Below are 18,798 nucleotides of genomic sequence, written 5' to 3'. Positions count from 1 at the left end.
ATCCCAAACGGGTGATGTATGGCTTTCACGAAAAAATGATGGCGTTGCATGTTGCGCGGCCATGCGATCGTTGCCAGGAACGCCAAGCGATGGCAAGACCTTTGATCCATTCCAAATATGGGAGCAGATTTAGTACGGCAGATATGAACCGTCTGTACTGAATGACGTGTCTACCAGATGCTGCCGAACCCGCCGGCTCGAATGCTGCGGATGCAAAAGCAGATTGGTGAGAACACTGTTCTCGATATCAACTGTCAATTCTTGGAGAATCGGAAATGGATACACGTCGTCATCGCAATGCTATCCGCTATCTGTGTGCATTGAGCGTGCTTGCCTGCATCATGGCGCCACCGGCTCAGGCAAACGGAGACCAAGCGGCCAGCATTCAGGCAACCGGTAATTTTTATCAACAGCACAACCTGGTGTCCGACGGTGCCAATCCGGCGGATAACATCGATCCCAATTTGATCAATAGCTGGGGCGTTGCCTTCAACCCGTTCGGCCCGGTATGGGTGGCCGATAACGGCACCGGCGTCAGTACGCTATACGACGGCAATGGCAAGCCGCAATCTCTCGTTGTACAGATTCCAGGGCCGGCTAATGCCAGCGGGCCTGGCACGCCGACCGGCATCGTTTTCAATGCCTCGACGGGCTTCGTGGTGTCGCAAGGCGGGACATCCGGAGCGAGCAAGTTCATCTTCGCCACCGAGGACGGCGTCATTGCCGCTTGGGCGCCCAACGTCGATGCCACGCATGCGGTTCGCATGGTAGACAACTCCGTGGCCACCGGCGCCGTCTACAAGGGCCTTGCGCTGAGCGCAGGCGGTAACGGCAGCCTGCTGTACGCGGCGGACTTCCACAATAATCGGATTGATGTTTTCGACACCGCGTTCAAGCCGGTCACGCTTGCGCCAGGCGCATTTTCCGATCCCGGCCTGCCTGCCGGCTTCGCGCCGTTCGGACTGCAAGCCATCGGTGGTGACATCTATGTCGCCTATGCCAAGCAAGATGCGGCAAAGCATGATGATGTCGCTGGCGAGGGCTTGGGCTTCATCGATGTGTACGACCCCAATGGCACACTGTTGCGCCGCCTGGTATCGCGGGGGAAGCTCAATTCGCCATGGGGCATGGCGCTGGCCCCGGCGGGCTTCGGAAAATTCAGCGGGCGCCTGTTGGTCGGCAATTTCGGCGATGGCCTGATCCACGCCTACGATATCGCCACCGGCGATCTGACAGGCACATTGAAGGACCCGGGGAAACGGCCGATTAAGATCGACGGTTTATGGGGACTGGCATTCGGCAATGGCTTTAACAATCAGCCTGTCAATACGCTGTTTTTCGCCGCCGGCCCAGGTGATGAAAAGCAGGGGCTGTATGGCCGTATTGATGTGGCGCCGGATGCGGGGCAGGATAGCGATCAGTGATGCAGCAGCGCGCCCGTTTTACGCGCGGGAGCGGGCGCGCCCGGTTTTTTGGCGCGAAGGCTTACAACTTATTTTTTCCAGTTCGTGTCGTGCTACACGGATCGACGCCCTGCGATTGAAGATCCGCAACTCGCTCAGTCTGGTGAGCTGGAAAGACCGCAAGGCGCTAGCGGCGGCCCTCAAGCCGATCTATCAGGCAAGCACTGCTGATGCAGCAGCTTCCGCTTTGCATGCCTTTACCGACCTCGACTCGCCGTATCGAGTCTCATCATCCGGCTCTCAGAGTTGAAAGCCGACCACGCGCACAATGCCTTCTATCAGATCGCGCCACCATGATGGTTCCTGCGCTTCATATCGATCCGATTGCTGCACGTGCCGCATCGCCCACCCGACAAGCCAATGAACTTCCGACTGGCCATAAAATGCCGTCATCAATTCAAAGTTCAGAAACAGGCTGCGCCCATCCAGATTGGCTGATCCGCATAGCGCAAGGCCGTCGTCGATGATGACCGCCTTTGCGTGCAACATGGTGGGAAACAAATACACCTCGGCGCCAGCCTGGCACAGATCACGCAATGCGCGTTCGCGGGCCAAATCCGCCAGCCGGTGATTCGATCGTCTGGGCACCAGCAGAATGACACGCACGCCGCGGCGGCACGCCATGCACCATGCGGCAAGGAGCGCCTCGTCCGGTACAAAGTAAGGCGTAACGGCAACAATTTTTCGTTGAGCCTGATATGCCGCCGTCAGCAATAATGCATACACAGTGTCGTCCGCATAATCCGGCCCGCTCGGCACGAGTTGCGCGGGGCTTCCTGTCGAAGCAGGCGATCTCGCTGGCGATATGGATTGCGCATTGCCGCCGGCCGCACGCCAGTCGCGCTCGAACAGCAATGCGGCTTGCGACGCAAGCGGTCCCTTGACGACGAAACTCAAATCCGGCCACGCAGAATGCCCTTCACTGCCTGTGAAATATTCGGAAGCAAAATTGCGCCCGCCGCTCCACATGGATTCTTCGTCGCAGATCACCAGCTTGCGGTGATTGCGCAGATTAATGTGTGCATGCAGGTGCGTGTGCAGCAACGGCATGAACCAGCGAACATCAATACCGGCGTCGCGCATTGCGCGTAGCTGCGACCGCGCGCACCGCAGCCCGCCAATCATGTCCAGCAGTACGCGGATGCGCACACCACCCTGAGCACTTTTTACCATCGTCTCGACCAAAGCATTGCCGAATGCATCGGCGCCGAGAATGAAGGTGCACAGATCAATGCGCTGCTGTGCCTGCTCAATCAACGTCAACACCGCGCGTTGCGATGCCAAGCCATCTTCATGAAAGCGGACAATCTGATTATCCGTCTGCGGCGGCACCCCCAATACAGCGAGTAATCTGGTTGCCCAGACCGGCCCCGCGTGATCTGCACCGAGAGGAAACGAAGGATGATCGGGGCGCTGCGGGCGCACCACTTTGCGCGCGCCAAACAGCAAAAATAGTGGAATGCCAATATAGGGTATGACGGCAATGGTCAAAACCCAGGCAAAAGCAGCAGAGGGATGCCGGCGCTGATGACCGATCCGGGTCACCAGCACGTAAAGCAGCAATCCACCGAACACGAAAGCGCCATGCTCCAGCGCCGACAGCGGGACTGTCCAGCGAAGGTCCGTGGCAAGATTACTTGCCACGCGAACGTCTCCCCGGTTGACATGGATCAGCCAATTGCATTTTCCTCTCGTCTCATCCCACCCTGTCATTGCGAGCGCATGTCGCGGACCATAGAATGGCCATTTTAAGCTGGCAATTGCACTCTGCACATCATGCAGAACGGCATTGAAATGGGCACTGCCACACGATTACTTTGTGACGTGGTGCTGCATGCTCCTTAACCCGGCCTTTGCGAGCCGAACTCACCGGGAGCCGTGAGATGCCGATAGATCAGACGCCGGTACCCTGGTGGCTTGCGCCGCTGTCAGTAGAGACGGCTGAGCGTGCGGCCGAGGCGAGCGGCCTGTCGGCGGCCGAGGCCACGGTCCGGCTTACCAAATACGGCCCAAATCTGTTCCGCGAACGGAAAGAAAAACCGCTCCTGCTGCAGTATCTCACCCGTTTCAAGAATCCTCTCGTCCTTATTCTCCTCGTCGCCAGTGCAGTTTCGGCGGCGACCGGAGAGGTCACCAACTTCCTCATTATCAGTAGTATCGTTTTGCTCAGCGTCACGCTGGATTTTGTCCAGGAGTACCGTGCCAACGCGGCCGCGGAGAAATTGCGTCAATCGGTTTCCATACGGGCCACGGTGATACGCGATGGCAAGCCATCGGAAATCCCCGTGACCCAGATCGTACCCGCTGATGTCGTACTGCTATCGGCCGGAGATTTGATTCCAGCCGACGGGCGCGTGCTTGAAGCGCATGACTTCTTCGTCAAGCAGGCGCTGCTGACCGGGGAGTCCTACCCGGTGGAAAAACGTCCGGGCACGCTGCCGGAGACGGCCACGGAGTTGGAGGAGGCGACCAACGCGGTGTTCATGGGGACATCGGTCATCAGCGGCAGCGCCCGCATGCTGGTGGTGAAGACAGGGACCGCCACCGCGATTGGAGCAATCGCCGACAGCATTTCGCGCCAGTCGCCACCGACGTCGTTCGAGCTCGGTACCCGCCGCTTTGGCATGCTGATCATGCGGCTGACGGTCTTGATGGTGATGTTCGTGCTGCTGGTGAACACCTTGTTTCAAAAGCCTTGGCTGGAGTCTTTCCTGTTCGCGGTGGCCCTTGCCGTCGGCCTGACGCCGGAATTGTTGCCCATGATCGTCTCGGTCACGCTCGCACGCGGCGCGCTGCGCATGGCAAAGCAGCACATGATCGTCAAGCGCATGACGGCCATCCAGGACTTGGGTTCGATGGATATCCTGTGCACGGACAAGACCGGCACCTTGACCGAGGCGAGCATCCAGATGGAGCGGCATGTAGACGCGCATGGCCAGCCCAGCGAGCGGGTGCTGGAACTGGCCTATTTCAACAGTTATTTTGAAACCGGCCTGAAAAGCCCGCTCGATGATGCCATCCTTGGTCACGAACATATTGACGTCGGCCCATGGCGAAAAATCGACGAGGTGCCGTTTGATTTCGAACGGCGCCGCGTTTCCGTACTGATCGACAATGGCGAAACGCGTTGGCTGGTGGTGAAGGGCGCGCCCGATGAAATCGTGGGGCTCTGTACCCATTACGAAGTAGAAGGTGCAGCGCGCCAGCAGCCTATCGATGAAACGGCGCTGGTCAACATTCACGGCCAGTACCACGCGCTGGAAGAAGAGGGACTTCGCGTGCTCGGCATCGCCTGGCGCCAGGTGCCGCCGGACCATCCGCATGCTGTCGTGAGCGACGAAGCAGAGTTGGTGCTGGCCGGGTTTGCCGCCTTCCTCGACCCACCCAAGGAGAGCGCCGCCTCCGCGCTCCGTGCGCTCAAGCACGTCGGCGTCGCGATCAAGATCGTCACGGGCGATAGCGACCTGGTCACGCGCCATGTCTGCGCCCAACTGCAGATTCCGGTCGTGGGGATTCTGACTGGCAAGGAAATCGCGCGGATGGATGATCACGCCCTGCGCGCGCGCGTAGAGACAGCCAATCTGTTCTGCCGAATCAATCCGACGGAGAAAAATCGCGTGATCCTGGCACTCAAGGCACGCGGCCATGTGGTGGGTTATCTGGGCGACGGCATCAACGATGCACCCTCGCTGCACTCCGCCGACGTCGGTCTGTCGGTCGATTCGGCCGTTGACGTGGCGAAAGAGGCGGCCGACATGATTCTTCTGAAACAGGACTTGCATGTGCTTCACGCGGGCGTTCTGGAAGGGCGACGTACATTTGGCAACATCATGAAGTACATTTTGATGGGGACCAGCTCCAATTTCGGCAACATGTTCAGCATGGCTGGCGCGTCGCTGTTTTTGCCTTTCCTGCCGATGTTGCCGACACAAATCCTGCTCAACAACATTCTCTACGACATATCGGAGGTGCCAATTCCGCTGGACAAGGTAGATGCGAAGGAAACCAGCTATCCGCGCGTGCTCGACTTGCACTTCATCCGCAACTTCATGCTCGTGATCGGGCCGATCAGTTCGCTGTTCGATTTCCTGACTTTCTACATCCTGCTGGCGGTGCTTCAGGCCGACGAGAAATTGTTTCAGACCGGCTGGTTCGTCGAATCGTTGTGCACCCAGGTGCTGGTGATCTTCATCATCCGTACCCGCGGCAATCCGCTGAAAAGCCGTGCCCATCCGTGGCTGACGGCAACCTCGCTTGCGGTCGTAGGCATTGCGGTGGTGTTGCCGTTCACACCGATGGGAACGTATTTCGGATTGGTACCTCCGCCCGCCCGGTTCTATTTCCTCCTCGGGGCCATGGTGCTGCTCTATCTCTTTGTCGTTGAAGTGGCCAAACAGGGCTTCTATCGCTGGTCTTCGACGGCAAAGGCTGCAGCAACAATGGCGGGATAACGCCACAACCGCTATCCGGGGCGTCTCCAAGCACGATGAAGCGACAGTGACATTCATTGGGCGTCAATTGCTCGGCACCTTCGCGCTATCGAATTTTCCTTCCTGAATCCGGAAGTCCTGTTGAAGGATTTGCCGCCGCCCGGCATGCGCTGCCAAACCACGATCCTGGATGCGAGCGATCGTAGTGGGGATGGCAGAGTAGGGGGAATTCTCGAAATATTGCGACATCAAAAACTAAACGCATCTGAACCTGTTTGACTTACATCAGGAATGTCGGACATGCCTTTCCTAGCATAACGGAAGGATGTCACGACTATTGTTGTGCTTTTTCCAACTCCGATTTCGCAAGTGTCACTGGCATAATGCCTCCATGAACTCCAGTAATCGACTTCATCTGCTACTAGTAGCCGTCTGCGCCGTTACCTTGGGAGGTGGCGGCATACTGCATCTAATGGGAATGAGAGAAATTGCCGAATGGATCTGGCTGAGCGGCGCTTTTCTCGTCCTTCTACCCGTGCTGATAGATACCGTGATCGCGGTGTGGCGCAGAGAATTGGGGCTCGATCTCATCGCCTTGGTGTCGATCGCCGGCGCCATCGCGCTGCATGAAAACCTAACTGCCTCCGTGATCGCCCTGATGTTTGCCGGCGGCCGGGCATTGGAAGGTTTTGCGGAAAGACGTGCGCAAGAGGAAATGTCCGCGTTACTGAGCAAAGCGCCTCGCTTCGCCAATCGATATGACGGGGAGGGCATTTCCCAAGTGCCGCTGGACGCGATTCGCCCCGGTGATCGTATTCTTGTGCGGCCGGGTGAAACAGTACCTGTCGATGGCTCGCTTCTTTCCTCTGCCGTCGTGGATGAATCGACTCTGACCGGCGAATCCTTGCCGGCGTCCTATTCTCTGGGCACCGCACTCGCCAGCGGCAGCATCAATGCCGGCGACGCGTTCGATCTGCTAGCGACCAGCTCTGCTCAAGAAAGCACCTTTGCGAACATCATTCGTCTGGTCCGGGCCGCACAAAATTCGCGATCACCAGCGACGCGACTGGCCGACCGCTATGCGTTGCTATTTGTCCCGCTGGCCTTAGTGATCGCCGGCTTGTCCTGGCTGCTGACCGGCGATCCGAATCGTGCCTTGGCCGTCGCCGTGGTTGCGACGCCTTGCCCCTTGATCTTGGCAGTGCCTGTTGCCATCGTTTGTGCCATGTCGCGCTGCGCGCAACGCGGCGTATTGATCAAGCATGGTGGTGCCCTCGAAAAATTGGCGCAAGTCAAAACCTTGTTCTTCGATAAGACAGGCACACTCACCGGCGGCAAGGCGCGGCTGATTGCCATGACGATGGCTCCGTCAGTACAGCAAGACGAGGTACTCAGGTTGGCGGCATCGCTGGAGCAGATGTCCAACCATGCCATCGCACAGGCGGTGGTCCGCGCCGCAGTCGAGCGCGGGCTGGCGTTATCCATCCCTGAAAATGTTTCCGAGCAGCCCGGAGCTGGATTATCCGGCAGCGTGGACGGAAAAGAAGTCCGTGTTGGTGGAATGGAATACGTTCTGGGTCAGACAGCTTTGCCATCGTGGTCGACGAGCGTGGGGGAGCGCGTGGGATATGAGGGCGCCGCAGGCGTCTATATCGCTGTTGACGGCCAGTTCTGCGGTGTGCTTCACATGGCCGATGAAATTCGATTGGAAACGCCGCGCGCCATACGACTGTTACGAGTGTCCGGCGCGGAACGCATTATCATGCTGACCGGGGATCGCCATGACGTGGCCACGACCATCGGCAACTCCCTGGGTGTGGATGCCGTCATGTCAGAGCAGAGTCCCGCTTCGAAACTCGCCGCAATCGCGGATGCGCGCCTGGGCGGCGTAACGATGATGATCGGCGACGGCATCAATGATGCGCCCGCATTGGCCGCCGCCGATATCGGCGTGGCGATGGGCGCGCGCGGTGCAGCTGCGGCAGCCGAGTCTGCGCAAGTGGTGCTGTTGGTCGATCGGCTGGACCGGCTGGCATTTGCAGTTCGCGTTGCACAGCGAACCCGGACCATTGCCCTGCAAAGCGTCATGGCGGGAATGGGACTTTCGATTGCCGCCATGTTCGTCGCTGCTTTCGGTTATTTGCCCCCGGTGGCTGGGGCCATTCTGCAGGAAGTGATCGACGTTGCGGTCATCCTGAATGCCCTGCGGGTGCTTCGCCTGGAAAAAGCGAAGGCCAGTGAACACCTGTCGGCGGAAGACGTCAAGAACCTCCAGGATGAGCATGGCCGGCTGCTACCGATTATCGACCGCCTGGTGTGGCTCGCGGATCGTGCAGACGACTTGCCTGCCGCGACGATCCGGGAAGAACTCGTTTCTCTCAGCGCGTTGCTTCAAGACAGAATCTTGCCGCATGAATCCCAGGACGATGCCAGGTTATATCCACGCGTAGCGCGTTTGATCGGCGGCGAGGATCCGATGGCATCCATGAGTAGCACGCATCGGGAAATTTATCGCTTGAGCCGTACCGTCGATCGGCTCGCCACTCACATGCCAGTCGATGAGCAGGACAACGCATCTACGCAGGAAGTGCGCCGAACCCTGTATGCGCTCGATGCCATCCTGCGCTTGCATTTTGCTCAGGAAGAAGAGATTTATCATGGCCTCTCTTCGTGAATATGCCTGTTCTTGAATGGAGAAATCATGTCCGACCGACTCAAAGCACGCTATAGCCCCTCGGCGCGGATCCTCCATTGGGTAACCGCGATGCTTGTGTTGATCGCGTTTATAGTCGGTCCTGAAGGTTCCGAACAGCAGATATACGACACGAGCCACGATTTCGGCCTCCAGCTACACGAGACGCTCGGACTAGCCGTGCTTGGCCTTACCGTCGTTCGCGTATTATGGCGCGTAATCGATTCACAGCCGGAGCCAGTCGAAGTCGAGCGCTGGATGGGTATCGCATCAAAAGTCGTGCAAGGTTTGCTTTACATATTGCTTTTCGCCGTTCCTTTGTCTGCAATAGCGGGAGCATGGTTCGAGGGGCATCCTCTCACGCTGCTTGCCAGCATAAAAATTATGCCGGCGATCGCGACATCGCGTTCTGTCGGCAAAACCATTGCCGAAATTCATACCTGGCTCGGCGATGCCATTTTATGGCTGGCGGGATTCCATGCGCTGGCCGCGCTTTTTCATCACTATATACTCAAAGATGGGATATTGGTCTCGATGCTACCGCGTTGGCGCCGCTGACCTGTCATCTCTTGCGTTCGGACTAGCTGTACGGCCTGCCATGGGGGCGTGCCGACAAAAAGGTAAAAGCGTCCATAACACCTTATCTCATAGCCCATCATTTGAGTTACAGCGGTCGACCAAATAATCAACTTCACTTCTTTAGAGACTTACCATTTTGTCGAGCGGATTCCCAGGAAAAAGGATACATGGTTGACGATGATATCGGCCGCAAAGCTAAAGACGACGATCTCAATAACGTCGAGCCAGGCGAACGAATACCAGAATTCCAATGCCAGTATTCCGCCGCATACAAAGTCCAATTGATCAAAAGGGATCCAGGACTCCCCAGGTGAAATCTTGAGCCGGCGCTTGAAGAAGCTTTTTATGCTGTCACCGAGCATAGCTCCAAGCCCAGTCGCTACACCGATCGAAATCCACCGGTCATAAGACACTAAACTGCCAACCCATTGAATTCGAGACTGCAAAAGCGCTACAGCTAATGCAGTCGCGATTCCCAAAATGAATCCCAGGGTGGTCTTGTGATCTCCCAGATACCGGCGACTGATGGGTGGATTCCAGCCATGCCAATATTTCACGAACGGCGGAGCCATATTGGCGAAATACACTGGGAGCATCAAATAAATTAATTCAGTAAAATGCCGCATTTCGTATCACGTTGCCCAGCACCAATGTAAAACACTGTCGGTTAAAAAACGATGATGACGATCGATCCGGCGACAATCAGTGCGCCGCCCAGTGCAACAGGCGATGTCAGCTTCTCACTCAAAAATAGAATGTCCTCGCGCTGAGCGGGGTCTTCACTTCGGCGATGAGCGGCAACACCATCCTTCTTGGCCTCGCTATTGGCCAAGGCCATTTCGGAGCGGTACTGCACTCCCTTGCGGCCCTGCTGGGGTACGTGGCAGGCGTCTCGACCGCCTCCGTATCGCTCGCGAAGCGCGGGCACGAATGGACGCTTGGACTTGAAACGCTTTTCCTGGCCGCCTTTGCCACGATCTGGCTCGCCACTGGCGCTTCCACCGAATCCTACGTCATGGACGGCCTCATCGTACTCTCCGCCGTCGCCATGGGACTGCAAGGGGCCATCGGCCGCTCGCTCGGCGTTCGGGGCGTCATGACCGTGATCTTCACGAGCACCTACACGGTGATCGTCGGCGACTTCGTCGCACGGGTGCTGGGTGGCCGCCGTTCTGGCGCTGCTTCTGGGACTGCACCTGCGTCTGGTCCGCTTGGATCGCCATCCGTCCTGAGCACCAAGATTGCATGCGGTGCGCTACGCCCGCAGGTCGCCGATTGGTTCAGGCAGTGTTGTTCGCGCTGTCGCCCCCCGTCACGTCATACGTGGCGCCGGAGACGAGATAGGCATCGTCGCTGGCAAGGAAGACGACCGCCGGGGCAATGGATTCGGGCGGAAGCCAGGGCAGGCCGAGCGGGGATTTGGCGGCGAGCTTTTTCTTCGCAGCGGCTTCGAGCTTGTCGAGCGGCTCGGCGTTGGTCAGGTCGTCAATTGCCTGCGCGTAGCGCTGCCGGTGGCGCGTCAGCGGCGTGTCGATCAGTCCCGGGATGACCGCGTTGACCGTGATGCCGTATTGCCCCAGCTCCAGGGCGGCCGATTTCATCAAGCCAATGAGGCCCCATTTGGAGGCCGAATACGCAGCCCCGTACTTGGTGCCGTGCTGCCCTTGCGTCGATGAGGTGACGATGATGCGGCCGCCACCGTTCTTGACGAGGTAAGGCGCCACGGCACGAATGGCGTTGCAGGCGCCGTTGAGATTGACGTCGATCTGATCGTGCCAATCCTCATCTTCCATGTCCAGCAGCGGCTTGAAAGCCTGGATACCGGCATTCGCAAAGAGAATGTCGATCTTGCCAAAGGTCTCGGCCGCCCATGCGGCAGCCTCGCGCAAGGCGCTGATGTTGCGTTGGTCAAGCTGGCGCGCGCCCCATTTTCCTCCTGCCGCCACGACAAGCCTTCCGGTCTCATCCAGATCCTCGACGGTGGCCGGCACCACCTCCAAGGTCTTGCTGACGGGACCGGCGATATCGATCCCCACGACGGTTGCACCTTCGTGTGCGAACGCGACGGCAGTGGCTCGTCCGATACCGCGTGCAGCTCCCGTGACGATGGCGACTTTGCCCTCAAGGCGCTTCGATGACATTGGTGTGCTCCTTTCAATCATGTCCTTCGTGTAATGCGGGCGAAAAGCACTACACCCCTTCTTCCAGTTCCTTGATTACGCTCGAAAGCGGCGGCTGTGCAATGTGCAATCGCTCGGCGGCACGAGCGAACCGAAACGGAGTCGTCCTTACATCATAGGGTTCGAGCGTAGAAACGGCGATTGCTACGCAAAAAAATATCGTATCGTGGCAGAGTTCCTGGCTGCGAACATAACCACTACCAAAGCGCATCAATTGCCGCTTCAACTCAGGAACTGGGTTACGTCCGGTTCTGGCCTGGCCAAGAAGCGACATTAGCCGCAGTTGGAAGCCGCTTCTTTCTTGCCATACATTTCCGAGCTACTCAACTCCCTTCCAGCTTGCGCAGTGTTCGAAAAGTTCGACTGTAGCAAGCAAAGTTTTCCGTTTTTAATTCTCGTGTTGAGCCCCTATATTTCTACTATGAGGCTAGAAGCATCGAAAACGTCGGCGAGCTCTTCGTTCGAACTGATCGAACGCTTCGTAACCATCGACAACTTTGTAAGCAGGAAAGGAATAGGCATGTTGGAAATTCGCAAGAGCAATGACCGTGGATTGGCTGATCACGGGTGGCTGAAGTCGTACCATACTTTTTCGTTTGCAAATTACTACGACCCGAACCATATGGGTTTTGGTCCCCTGCGAGTGATCAATGAAGACCGGGTCGATCCCGGCCAGGGTTTTGGCACCCACGGCCACCGGGACATGGAAATTATCTCGTACGTACTGGACGGTTCGCTCGCGCACAAGGACAGCATGGGCAACGGCTCGGCGCTGCGCTATGGCGATGTGCAGCGCATGAGCGCCGGTACCGGCGTGCTGCACAGCGAGTTCAACCCTTCGGCCAGCGCGCCGGTGCATTTCCTGCAGATCTGGATCGAGCCCAACGTGAAGGGGATCGAACCCAGCTACGAGGAAAAGCATTTCGATGCCGTATCAAAGCAAGGACGGCTTCGCCTGATCGCTTCTCCGGATGGCCGGGACGGCTCGGTCCTGATCCATCAGGACGCGATGCTCTACGCTTCGATTCTCAACGGCGGCGACCATGTCAAGTATGAGTTGGCGCCGGAGCGGATCGCTTATGTACATGTCATTCGAGGCAGGGTGAAAGTCAATGGTGTCGAATTGACTGGCGGTGACGCACTCAAAGTATCCCGGGAAGATGCAGTCACGCTGGTCGATGCAGAAGCAGCGGAAGTGCTCCTGTTCGATCTGCCGAGCTGACCCGCTGTCCGCAGTCGACAATGTCTTGCCAGGATCGAGAACGGTAAGGCACTTCCCCCAAACGTTTAAGGGGAAAAGCTAGGCGGGGCCGCATCGACATACCATACCTGTCGATGCGGTCCTGTCATTCCAATGAACAAAAATTTCCCCACATCCCATTGTCGGCACTGATCCATGTCACACCTTCTCACATAGCGCGGGTGAGCGCCAAAGAATTGCGTGAGCTGCAGAGGGCAGGTAGGCCGCTGACCATCGTCGACGTCCGGCCCGTGGAACTGCAAGCGGCGGGCCGCATTCCCGGCGCTGTAACCCTGACGATGGCCGAACTGAGCGACCCGACCAATGATCTAAGAGTCTCGGGCGAGGTTGTGGTTTATTGTGCCTGTCCGAATGAGGCATCTGCAGTCATTGTCGCCAAGCGACTGATGATGCGCGGCGTCACCCGCGTACGTCCGTTAAGCGGAGGCTTGGATGCTTGGGTCAAGGCGGGATACGACATCGAAAGACATCTTCCGACAGGACTGACCGGATGAAGGTTGAACGCACTGATTTTCCCGGGACCAGCGGACAACGTTTGGCCGCGCGCCTGGACTCACCCGACCATGAGCCGCGTGCCTTCGCGTTGTTCGCACATTGCTTTACATGCGGCAAGGATATTTTTGCTACCAGCCGGATTTCCCAAGCGTTGACCGAGCATGGGATCGCGGTCCTGCGCTTTGACTTTACCGGACTGGGGGCGAGCGAAGGGGAGTTTGCAAACACCAATTTCTCTTCCAACCTGAGCGATCTGATTGCCGCTGCGAACCACCTCCGCACTATGCATATCGCGCCATCTTTGCTGATCGGCCATAGCCTGGGCGGCGCAGCGATTCTGGCTGCGACGTCAGATATCCCTGAGTCTCGCGCCGTGGCCACTATCGGCGCGCCAAGCGATCCTGGCCATGTCACTGGCTTGTTTCGGGAACACCTGGACCAGATAAACGCGGAAGGCGAAGCCGCAGTGCAATTGGCTGGGCGGCCGTTTCGAATCAAGCGGCAATTCCTGGAAGATGCGGCCGAGCACAAGCTGACCGAACGCATCCGCCAATTGCGCAGAGCGCTGCTGGTATTGCATGCCCCATTGGACCGGACCGTTGACATCGTTAATGCCGAGCACATTTTTACGGCAGCCAGGCATCCGAAAAGCTTTGTCTCGCTCGACGACGCCGACCACTTGCTGAGTCGGCGGCGCGATGCGATTTATGCCGCGAACATCATCGCGGCTTGGAGCGAGCGGTACATCGCGTCGGATACCCCGGCGTCGGACTCCCCGCGAACCACATGACGGGATGTGGCCGCCGGTAGCCAGTCAGCGGCAAACGTGGCGGCTGGTTGCTCAAGCAAGGTCCAAGCTCCGGTGCTTGATAACGAATTGTTCCAAGCATTTCGTCCTTGTCACTCGCTTAATCCACCACTTGAGGGCAGCACCTTCTTCGCCTGTACGCCATGCCAAATAAAACGTCTCGTCGGGTTTGGGCTCTTCCACCTGCTTTTCGATAAGGAGGCCTGCATCGATTGCCGGCCGAGCGTAAAACTCCGGCAGGAAGCCGCACACGAGGCCCGCCACCTGGAATTGATATTTGATCCGGATATCCGGCACGGTCAGTGTCTCCTGGCCAAACTGGCATCCACGATCTGGAGTGCATCAAGGCTTAATTTCAGCATTCGAAAATATCGATAGTAGGGTGGCAAATTTTCCGTTTTTTGAAAAACGGGTCTCCCAGCATACTATCTGAACTTCCCTGATTTCAATGCCGAGCAAGGTTTTATCGCCAGGCGGAGAAAAAAAATAACCTGATCAAAAATTCGAATGCTTCAGGTTAACTTCAGGTAAGGCTTGCGCCTGCTCCAATTGGAAAGCATCTTGCTTGGCAGCGAATTCAACTCACCCTTTTTCACTTAAGGAGACCCAAATGGCTAAAGTCCTCGTCCTGTATTACTCCACCTACGGTCATGTGGAAACACTGGCCAACGCCATTGCCGAAGGTGCTCGCTCCGCCGGCGCCACCGTCGATGTCAAGCGCGTTCCCGAAACCGTGCCGGAAGCCGTGGCGCGCAATGCGCATTTCAAGCTCGATCAAACCGCTCCGGTCGCCACAGTCGATGAATTGCCCAACTACGACGCGATCATCGTTGGCTGCCCGACCCGTTACGGGCGCATGGCAGGGCAAATGGCAAGCTTCCTGGACCAGACGGGCGGACTATGGGCACGGGGCGCGCTCCACGGCAAGGTCGGCGGCGCATTCACCTCCACGGCGACCCAGCATGGCGGCCAGGAAACGACCCTGTTCTCCATCATTACCAACCTGCTGCACCTCGGCATGACCATCGTTGGTCTTCCCTACAGTCACCAAGGCCAAATGACCCTCGATGAAATCGTTGGTGGCGCTCCGTATGGCGCGACTACCATCGCCGGCGGACAGGGACAGCGCCAGCCTTCCGAACTCGAACTGGAGGGGGCGCGTCATCAAGGCACGCTGATTGCCACGACCGCCAGCAAGCTATTTGCATAATTTTTGCTGTTCGGGCGCTGATTTTGGCGCTCGATCCTGACCATTTCTCGTCTGGAATCTATCATGGATAAACTCATTAACATTGCTGCGCGACTGCTCATGGCGCAGATCTTCATCATCTCCGGCTTTAGCAAGATATCCGGCTACAGCGGTACTCAAGGTTATATGGAACAAATGGGCGTGCCGGGCATCCTGCTGCCACTGGTAATCCTGACCGAACTCGGTGGTGGCCTGGCATTGCTGTTTGGTTTCAAGATCGGCGCTGCTCTTCCATGCCAGCTTCGCCGACCAGATGCAGCTTATCAATTTCATGAAGAACCTCGCGATGGCTGGCGGCTTGCTCCTATTCGTGCGGCATTGTGCCGGACAGCCGAGCATTGATGAGGGGCGGTTGCTCCAGCGGCACGCTTGAACAAGGCATAAATGGGTGGTTTTCATAAATGATTGCCTGGAAAGACCCGGCAAGGCATCCCGAACTATTCGAGCATGGCGTTTTCTCATGAGTTGGAACAGGATGGCACGGCTCGCATGGCGACGGCTTTCCAAGGGCTGAAGACATGGAGAAATGGATGTTGCAGGATTGAAGGACGAATGGATGGAACATCGACTCGCCTGTGGCCCAGGCGTTCATCGTGCAATGTATGAAAACGGAGAATCCCATGACGACAATCATTGGCATTTCAGGCAGCCTGCGCGCCGGTTCGTACAATACAGCGCTATTGCGCGCCGCGACCCTGCTCATGCCTGCCGGAGTGAGCCTGGAAATAGCCACTATTCATGGTATTCCGCTGTATGACGGGGACCTTGAAGCACGCGAGGGTATTCCCCCGCCAGTCGTGGCATTGAAGGAGCGCATTGCCGCAGCCGATGGCTTGCTGCTCGTCACCCCGGAGTACAACAATGGCATTCCGGGTGTATTCAAGAATGTGATCGATTGGCTGTCGCGGCCGCCGGCGGATATTCCGCAGGTCTTTGGCAATCGCCCGATTGCTGTCGTCGGTGCATCGCCGGGTGGCTTCGGCACAATCTTGGCGCAGAACGCGTGGCTGCCGGTGTTGCGGACACTGGGAACCCGGCCGTGGTACGGTGGCCGCTTGCTGGTATCGCGCGCGGGCAGCGTGTTCAATGCTGCAGGCGATCTCACGGATGAAAAGATGAAGGCGCAGTTGCAACAATTCCTTCATGGATTCAGCGAGTTCGTCACGTCGCAGGCACGATGATCGAGATGGCGGGCAAGGCATCAAGCAACGTACGGACGCCCCATGCTTCACAGGAGAACCCGATGGAAATCAGAGTGCATCGCGGTGAAGGCAAGCTTCAGCATGTCATCGAGATCGGGCCGCATACCGTCCTGACCGACGCGCCGCGCATGTACGGCGGGGAAGAGACCGGCCCGGAACCCCACGATTTGCTCGCGGCGGCCCTTGGAGCGTGCACCGCGCTGACGGTCACCATGTACGCCCGCCGCAAAGGCATGGATCTGAAGGATATCCATGTGCGCCTCGAACACGGTCAACAGGACGATGCCTATGTGTTGAAGCGGCATATCCACTACGTCGGCAACCTCAGTGCCGAGGAACAGGATCGCCTGACGGAGATCGCCAACAAGTGCCCCGTCCACAAGACCCTGTCGGGGCCGATCCAAATCATCACGGACACTGAATGACAATGGCAAGTCACAGCGACGCCAACAAGGCATTGGACCTGGTCATCATCCCACGCACCAGCGACCTGGGGGACAACTTCGAAGTGCGCCGGGCATTGCCGAGCAAGCAGCGCCGCATGGTCGGCCCCTTCGTTTTTCTGGACCAGATGGGGCCCCATGTCTTTTCGTCGGGAGACGGCTTGGACGTGCGGCCGCATCCGCACATCGGACTGGCGACAGTGACATATCTGTTCGACGGCGAACTGCTCCATCGCGACAGCCTCGGCACCGTTCAGCCGATCCGGCCGGGAGAAGTGAACTGGATGACGGCCGGACGCGGCATTGTCCATTCCGAGCGAACCGCGCCGGAAGTGCGGCAGCAGGCATCGTCGCTGTTCGGCATTCAGTGCTGGGTGGCGTTGCCCCAAACCCATGAGGAAACGGAACCATCGTTCGCGCACGAGGAAATGCACAAGCTGCCGGTGGAGGAGGGCGAGGGAATCTCCGCGAGGATTATTGCGGGCCGGTTTTTCGGGAAAGCGTCACCGGTGCCGACTCTTTCCGAGATGTTCTATGCGGATGTGCAACTGCAGGCCGGCGCCAGGCTATCGCTGCCGGCGGAGTACGCGGAACAGGCGATCTATGTCGTAGACGGCACGCTTGATCTGGGCAGCGATGGCAGCTTCGAAGCAGGCCGCCTGCTGGTGCTCAAGCCGGGGAAGAGCGTCACGCTTGCCTGTCGCGGTGCGCGGGCAAGGGTCATGCTGCTCGGCGGCGAACCGATGGATGGGCCGCGCGGGATCGTGTGGAATTTCGTGTCCAGCTCGGCCGAGCGGCTTCAGCAGGCGAAGGAAGACTGGAAGCAGCAGCGGTTTCCCAAGGTTCCGGGAGAGGTGGAATTCATTCCGCTTCCCGATATTCCGGGTAAGCCAGTTTTTTATCCCTAGCAGAATCGAGATTTCAGTATGAGGGATGCAAAATGCCCACCATGTCAGGAGACGCGAAAGCGGCGTTAAAGGAATTGGCGCAAGCGCTGCGGGATCTACATCGCAGCCTGGTCGAAGCCACTCGACGTGAATACGAAAAAGAATGGGGCCCGGTCAACGATGCGGGTCAATTGCTGCAGCTTTTGACCAGGCATCCGAAGTTTTGCTGGCTGCATCAGCTCAGCGAATTCATTGTTGATGTCGATGAATTGCTCGACCAGGAAACGGTGTTGGAACCGGAAATGCGCATGATCTTCACGCAAGCAAAAGCTCTGATAACCCCATCAGTATCGGACATCACGGAATTCTCACAGCGTTACGTCGACCTGCTTCAGCAGGACCCGGCTCTGGTGATGGCCCATGCCAACGTACGCAGGGTGCTGTCAGGAGCCTAATGACGCTGTTCTTCTTTCTCAGCAGTTACTCCTCAATATGTGTACTACTTGCGGGTCACCCGGAAAATCGTGCCGTTGGCGTCGTCGCTCACCAGCAACGCGCCGTCCCGGGTGACGGCCACTCCCGCCGGCCGCCCCCAGACGCTGTCGTTGTCCACCATGAAGCCGGTCATGAAGTCCTCGTACTCGCCCGTCGGCGTGCCATTCTTCATGCGCACGCGGATCACTTTGTAGCCGGTCCTCTCGGGCCGGCTGTGGGAGCCGTGCAGCGCCACAAAAGCATCACCGCGGTAGTCGGCCGGGAAGGCATCGCGATCATAAAATGCCACACTTAGCGCCGCGGAGTGCGGCTGGATCAACACCTCGGGCACCCGCACGTGCCCCTTGAGGTCGGGACGCTTTCCCTTCAAGGCGGGATCTTCATGGTCGCCGATGTATTACCACGGCCAGCCGTAGAACGCGCCATCCTGCACGCGTGCCATGTAGTCGGGCACCAGGTTGGGGCCGAGGTGGTCGCGCTCATTGACCACGCACCACAGGTTATCCGTGCCGGGTTGCATTGCCAGGCCCGAGCAATTGCGCAGCCCGGTGGCGTAGTTGCGAATGCCGTTTCCCTCCGGATCGAAAATCCGCACCACGGCGCGATTCTCTTCT

At 58.0% G+C, this 18,798-nt stretch carries 19 protein-coding genes and 3 pseudogenes; 15 read left to right on the top strand and 7 right to left on the bottom strand.

The genetic code is table 11. The features are described from left to right. Window positions 1-275: 275 nt before the first annotated feature. Both VJ651_RS03505 and VJ651_RS03500 read left to right on the top strand, forming a co-directional pair. Window positions 276-1,424 (top strand): TIGR03118 family protein, encoded by a 1,149-nt coding sequence (locus VJ651_RS03505; RefSeq protein WP_324106096.1) that lies wholly within the window; start codon window positions 276-278, stop codon window positions 1,422-1,424. Then, window positions 1,375-1,713, top strand: a complete 339-nt coding sequence (locus tag VJ651_RS03500; RefSeq protein ID WP_324106142.1) for a hypothetical protein — start codon at window positions 1,375-1,377, stop codon at window positions 1,711-1,713. Before VJ651_RS03505 ends, VJ651_RS03500 begins: the two co-directional genes overlap by 50 nt. On the opposite strand, the gene VJ651_RS03495 is transcribed toward VJ651_RS03500, so the two are convergent. Beyond that, on the bottom strand, window positions 1,704-3,107 hold the full coding sequence (locus tag VJ651_RS03495; protein WP_324106095.1) for a phospholipase D-like domain-containing protein: 1,404 nt from the start codon (window positions 3,105-3,107) through the stop codon (window positions 1,704-1,706). The genes VJ651_RS03500 and VJ651_RS03495 overlap by 10 nt on opposite strands. Before the next feature lie 239 nt (window positions 3,108-3,346). Between VJ651_RS03495 and mgtA the strand changes: the two genes are divergently transcribed. The 3 genes from mgtA (at window position 3,347) to VJ651_RS03480 (ending at window position 9,143) form a co-directional block, all read left to right on the top strand. Then, entirely contained in the window at window positions 3,347-5,914 is a 2,568-nt protein-coding gene (gene mgtA, locus VJ651_RS03490) for a magnesium-translocating P-type ATPase (RefSeq protein WP_324106094.1), read from the top strand. Window positions 5,915-6,284: 370 nt separating this feature from the next. Beyond that, window positions 6,285-8,567, top strand: a complete 2,283-nt coding sequence (locus tag VJ651_RS03485; RefSeq protein WP_324106093.1) for a heavy metal translocating P-type ATPase — start codon at window positions 6,285-6,287, stop codon at window positions 8,565-8,567. Between the two features lie 27 nt (window positions 8,568-8,594). After that, window positions 8,595-9,143 (top strand): cytochrome b, encoded by a 549-nt coding sequence (locus VJ651_RS03480; RefSeq protein WP_324106092.1) that lies wholly within the window; start codon window positions 8,595-8,597, stop codon window positions 9,141-9,143. Window positions 9,144-9,292: 149 nt separating this feature from the next. Here VJ651_RS03480 and VJ651_RS03475 read toward each other — a convergent pair whose 3' ends face one another. After that, window positions 9,293-9,790 carry a CDP-archaeol synthase gene (locus VJ651_RS03475; protein ID WP_324106091.1) on the bottom strand — a complete coding sequence of 166 codons (498 nt, stop codon included), beginning with the start codon at window positions 9,788-9,790 and terminating at the stop codon, window positions 9,293-9,295. A gap of 164 nt (window positions 9,791-9,954) precedes the next feature. Between VJ651_RS03475 and VJ651_RS23570 the strand changes: the two are divergent. Beyond that, window positions 9,955-10,266 (top strand): annotated as a pseudogene (locus tag VJ651_RS23570) (DUF1275 family protein); the annotation flags it as partial. Window positions 10,267-10,444: 178 nt separating this feature from the next. Here the strand turns inward: VJ651_RS23570 and VJ651_RS03465 are convergent. Both VJ651_RS03465 and VJ651_RS03460 read right to left on the bottom strand, forming a co-directional pair. Beyond that, the gene (locus tag VJ651_RS03465) at window positions 10,445-11,305 is read right to left on the bottom strand and encodes an SDR family NAD(P)-dependent oxidoreductase (RefSeq protein WP_324106089.1); all 861 of its coding nucleotides are present in this window, start codon (window positions 11,303-11,305) and stop codon (window positions 10,445-10,447) included. A gap of 20 nt (window positions 11,306-11,325) precedes the next feature. Next, a pseudogene (locus VJ651_RS03460) lies at window positions 11,326-11,486 on the bottom strand (LysR family transcriptional regulator); the annotation flags it as partial. A 378-nt stretch (window positions 11,487-11,864) separates the two neighbouring features. Between VJ651_RS03460 and VJ651_RS03455 the strand changes: the two are divergent. The 3 genes from VJ651_RS03455 to VJ651_RS03445 all read left to right on the top strand — a co-directional run bounded on the left by VJ651_RS03455 (window position 11,865) and on the right by VJ651_RS03445 (window position 13,890). Beyond that, window positions 11,865-12,566 (top strand): pirin family protein, encoded by a 702-nt coding sequence (locus VJ651_RS03455; RefSeq protein ID WP_324106139.1) that lies wholly within the window; start codon window positions 11,865-11,867, stop codon window positions 12,564-12,566. Window positions 12,567-12,724: 158 nt separating this feature from the next. Beyond that, a complete protein-coding gene (locus tag VJ651_RS03450; protein WP_324106088.1) occupies window positions 12,725-13,099 on the top strand; it encodes a rhodanese-like domain-containing protein in 375 nt (124 codons plus the stop codon). Beyond that, on the top strand, window positions 13,096-13,890 hold the full coding sequence (locus VJ651_RS03445; protein ID WP_324106087.1) for an alpha/beta hydrolase family protein: 795 nt from the start codon (window positions 13,096-13,098) through the stop codon (window positions 13,888-13,890). The genes VJ651_RS03450 and VJ651_RS03445 overlap by 4 nt, the downstream gene beginning before the upstream one ends. A gap of 51 nt (window positions 13,891-13,941) precedes the next feature. Here the strand turns inward: VJ651_RS03445 and VJ651_RS03440 are convergent, their stop codons facing one another. Further along, entirely contained in the window at window positions 13,942-14,211 is a 270-nt protein-coding gene (locus VJ651_RS03440; protein WP_414691303.1) for a LysR substrate-binding domain-containing protein, read from the bottom strand. Between the two features lie 307 nt (window positions 14,212-14,518). On the opposite strand from VJ651_RS03440, the gene wrbA reads away from it, so the two are divergent. The 6 genes from wrbA to VJ651_RS03410 all read left to right on the top strand — a co-directional run bounded on the left by wrbA (window position 14,519) and on the right by VJ651_RS03410 (window position 18,144). Then, window positions 14,519-15,118, top strand: a complete 600-nt coding sequence (gene wrbA, locus VJ651_RS03435) for an NAD(P)H:quinone oxidoreductase (RefSeq protein WP_324106085.1) — start codon at window positions 14,519-14,521, stop codon at window positions 15,116-15,118. Window positions 15,119-15,181: 63 nt separating this feature from the next. Then, window positions 15,182-15,499 (top strand): DoxX family protein, encoded by a 318-nt coding sequence (locus tag VJ651_RS03430; protein ID WP_324106084.1) that lies wholly within the window; start codon window positions 15,182-15,184, stop codon window positions 15,497-15,499. A 278-nt stretch (window positions 15,500-15,777) separates the two neighbouring features. Continuing rightward, the gene (locus tag VJ651_RS03425; RefSeq protein ID WP_324106083.1) at window positions 15,778-16,338 is read left to right on the top strand and encodes an NADPH-dependent FMN reductase; all 561 of its coding nucleotides are present in this window, start codon (window positions 15,778-15,780) and stop codon (window positions 16,336-16,338) included. Continuing rightward, window positions 16,335-16,784 carry an OsmC family protein gene (locus tag VJ651_RS03420; RefSeq protein ID WP_324106082.1) on the top strand — a complete coding sequence of 150 codons (450 nt, stop codon included), beginning with the start codon at window positions 16,335-16,337 and terminating at the stop codon, window positions 16,782-16,784. Before VJ651_RS03425 ends, VJ651_RS03420 begins: the two co-directional genes overlap by 4 nt. Window positions 16,785-16,786: 2 nt before the next feature. After that, entirely contained in the window at window positions 16,787-17,710 is a 924-nt protein-coding gene (locus tag VJ651_RS03415) for a pirin family protein (RefSeq protein ID WP_414691302.1), read from the top strand. A 32-nt stretch (window positions 17,711-17,742) separates the two neighbouring features. Beyond that, window positions 17,743-18,144: a hypothetical protein gene (locus tag VJ651_RS03410; protein ID WP_324106080.1), complete on the top strand. Its 402-nt coding sequence runs from the start codon at window positions 17,743-17,745 to the stop codon at window positions 18,142-18,144. Window positions 18,145-18,188: 44 nt separating this feature from the next. Here the strand turns inward: VJ651_RS03410 and VJ651_RS03405 are convergent, their stop codons facing one another. Both VJ651_RS03405 and VJ651_RS03400 read right to left on the bottom strand, forming a co-directional pair. Next, the gene (locus VJ651_RS03405; RefSeq protein WP_324106079.1) at window positions 18,189-18,554 is read right to left on the bottom strand and encodes a hypothetical protein; all 366 of its coding nucleotides are present in this window, start codon (window positions 18,552-18,554) and stop codon (window positions 18,189-18,191) included. A gap of 27 nt (window positions 18,555-18,581) precedes the next feature. After that, window positions 18,582-18,798, bottom strand: a pseudogene (locus VJ651_RS03400) (PQQ-dependent sugar dehydrogenase); the annotation flags it as partial.

The sequence above is a fragment of the Noviherbaspirillum sp. genome, assembly GCF_035254865.1.
GTDB lineage: Bacteria > Pseudomonadota > Gammaproteobacteria > Burkholderiales > Burkholderiaceae_D > Noviherbaspirillum.
Note: the sequence above shows the minus strand (reverse complement) of the source record. Positions and strands in the feature narration are given on the sequence as shown.

Bases quoted from the DNA above. Each gene is read 5' to 3' on its own strand.
- VJ651_RS03425 (WP_324106083.1), top strand. From the start codon at position 15,778: ATGACGACAATCATTGGCATTTCAGGCAGCCTGCGCGCCGGTTCGTAC.
- VJ651_RS03430 (WP_324106084.1), top strand. From the start codon at position 15,182: ATGGATAAACTCATTAACATTGCTGCGCGACTGCTCATGGCGCAGATC.
- VJ651_RS03485 (WP_324106093.1), top strand. From the start codon at position 6,285: ATGAACTCCAGTAATCGACTTCATCTGCTACTAGTAGCCGTCTGCGCC.
- VJ651_RS03465 (WP_324106089.1), bottom strand. From the start codon at position 11,305: ATGTCATCGAAGCGCCTTGAGGGCAAAGTCGCCATCGTCACGGGAGCT.
- VJ651_RS03410 (WP_324106080.1), top strand. From the start codon at position 17,743: ATGCCCACCATGTCAGGAGACGCGAAAGCGGCGTTAAAGGAATTGGCG.
- VJ651_RS03480 (WP_324106092.1), top strand. From the start codon at position 8,595: ATGTCCGACCGACTCAAAGCACGCTATAGCCCCTCGGCGCGGATCCTC.
- VJ651_RS03475 (WP_324106091.1), bottom strand. From the start codon at position 9,790: ATGCGGCATTTTACTGAATTAATTTATTTGATGCTCCCAGTGTATTTC.
- VJ651_RS03415 (WP_414691302.1), top strand. From the start codon at position 16,787: ATGGCAAGTCACAGCGACGCCAACAAGGCATTGGACCTGGTCATCATC.
- VJ651_RS03500 (WP_324106142.1), top strand. From the start codon at position 1,375: ATGGCCGTATTGATGTGGCGCCGGATGCGGGGCAGGATAGCGATCAGT.
- VJ651_RS03455 (WP_324106139.1), top strand. From the start codon at position 11,865: ATGTTGGAAATTCGCAAGAGCAATGACCGTGGATTGGCTGATCACGGG.
- VJ651_RS03420 (WP_324106082.1), top strand. From the start codon at position 16,335: ATGATCGAGATGGCGGGCAAGGCATCAAGCAACGTACGGACGCCCCAT.
- wrbA (WP_324106085.1), top strand. From the start codon at position 14,519: ATGGCTAAAGTCCTCGTCCTGTATTACTCCACCTACGGTCATGTGGAA.
- mgtA (WP_324106094.1), top strand. From the start codon at position 3,347: ATGCCGATAGATCAGACGCCGGTACCCTGGTGGCTTGCGCCGCTGTCA.
- VJ651_RS03445 (WP_324106087.1), top strand. From the start codon at position 13,096: ATGAAGGTTGAACGCACTGATTTTCCCGGGACCAGCGGACAACGTTTG.
- VJ651_RS03505 (WP_324106096.1), top strand. From the start codon at position 276: ATGGATACACGTCGTCATCGCAATGCTATCCGCTATCTGTGTGCATTG.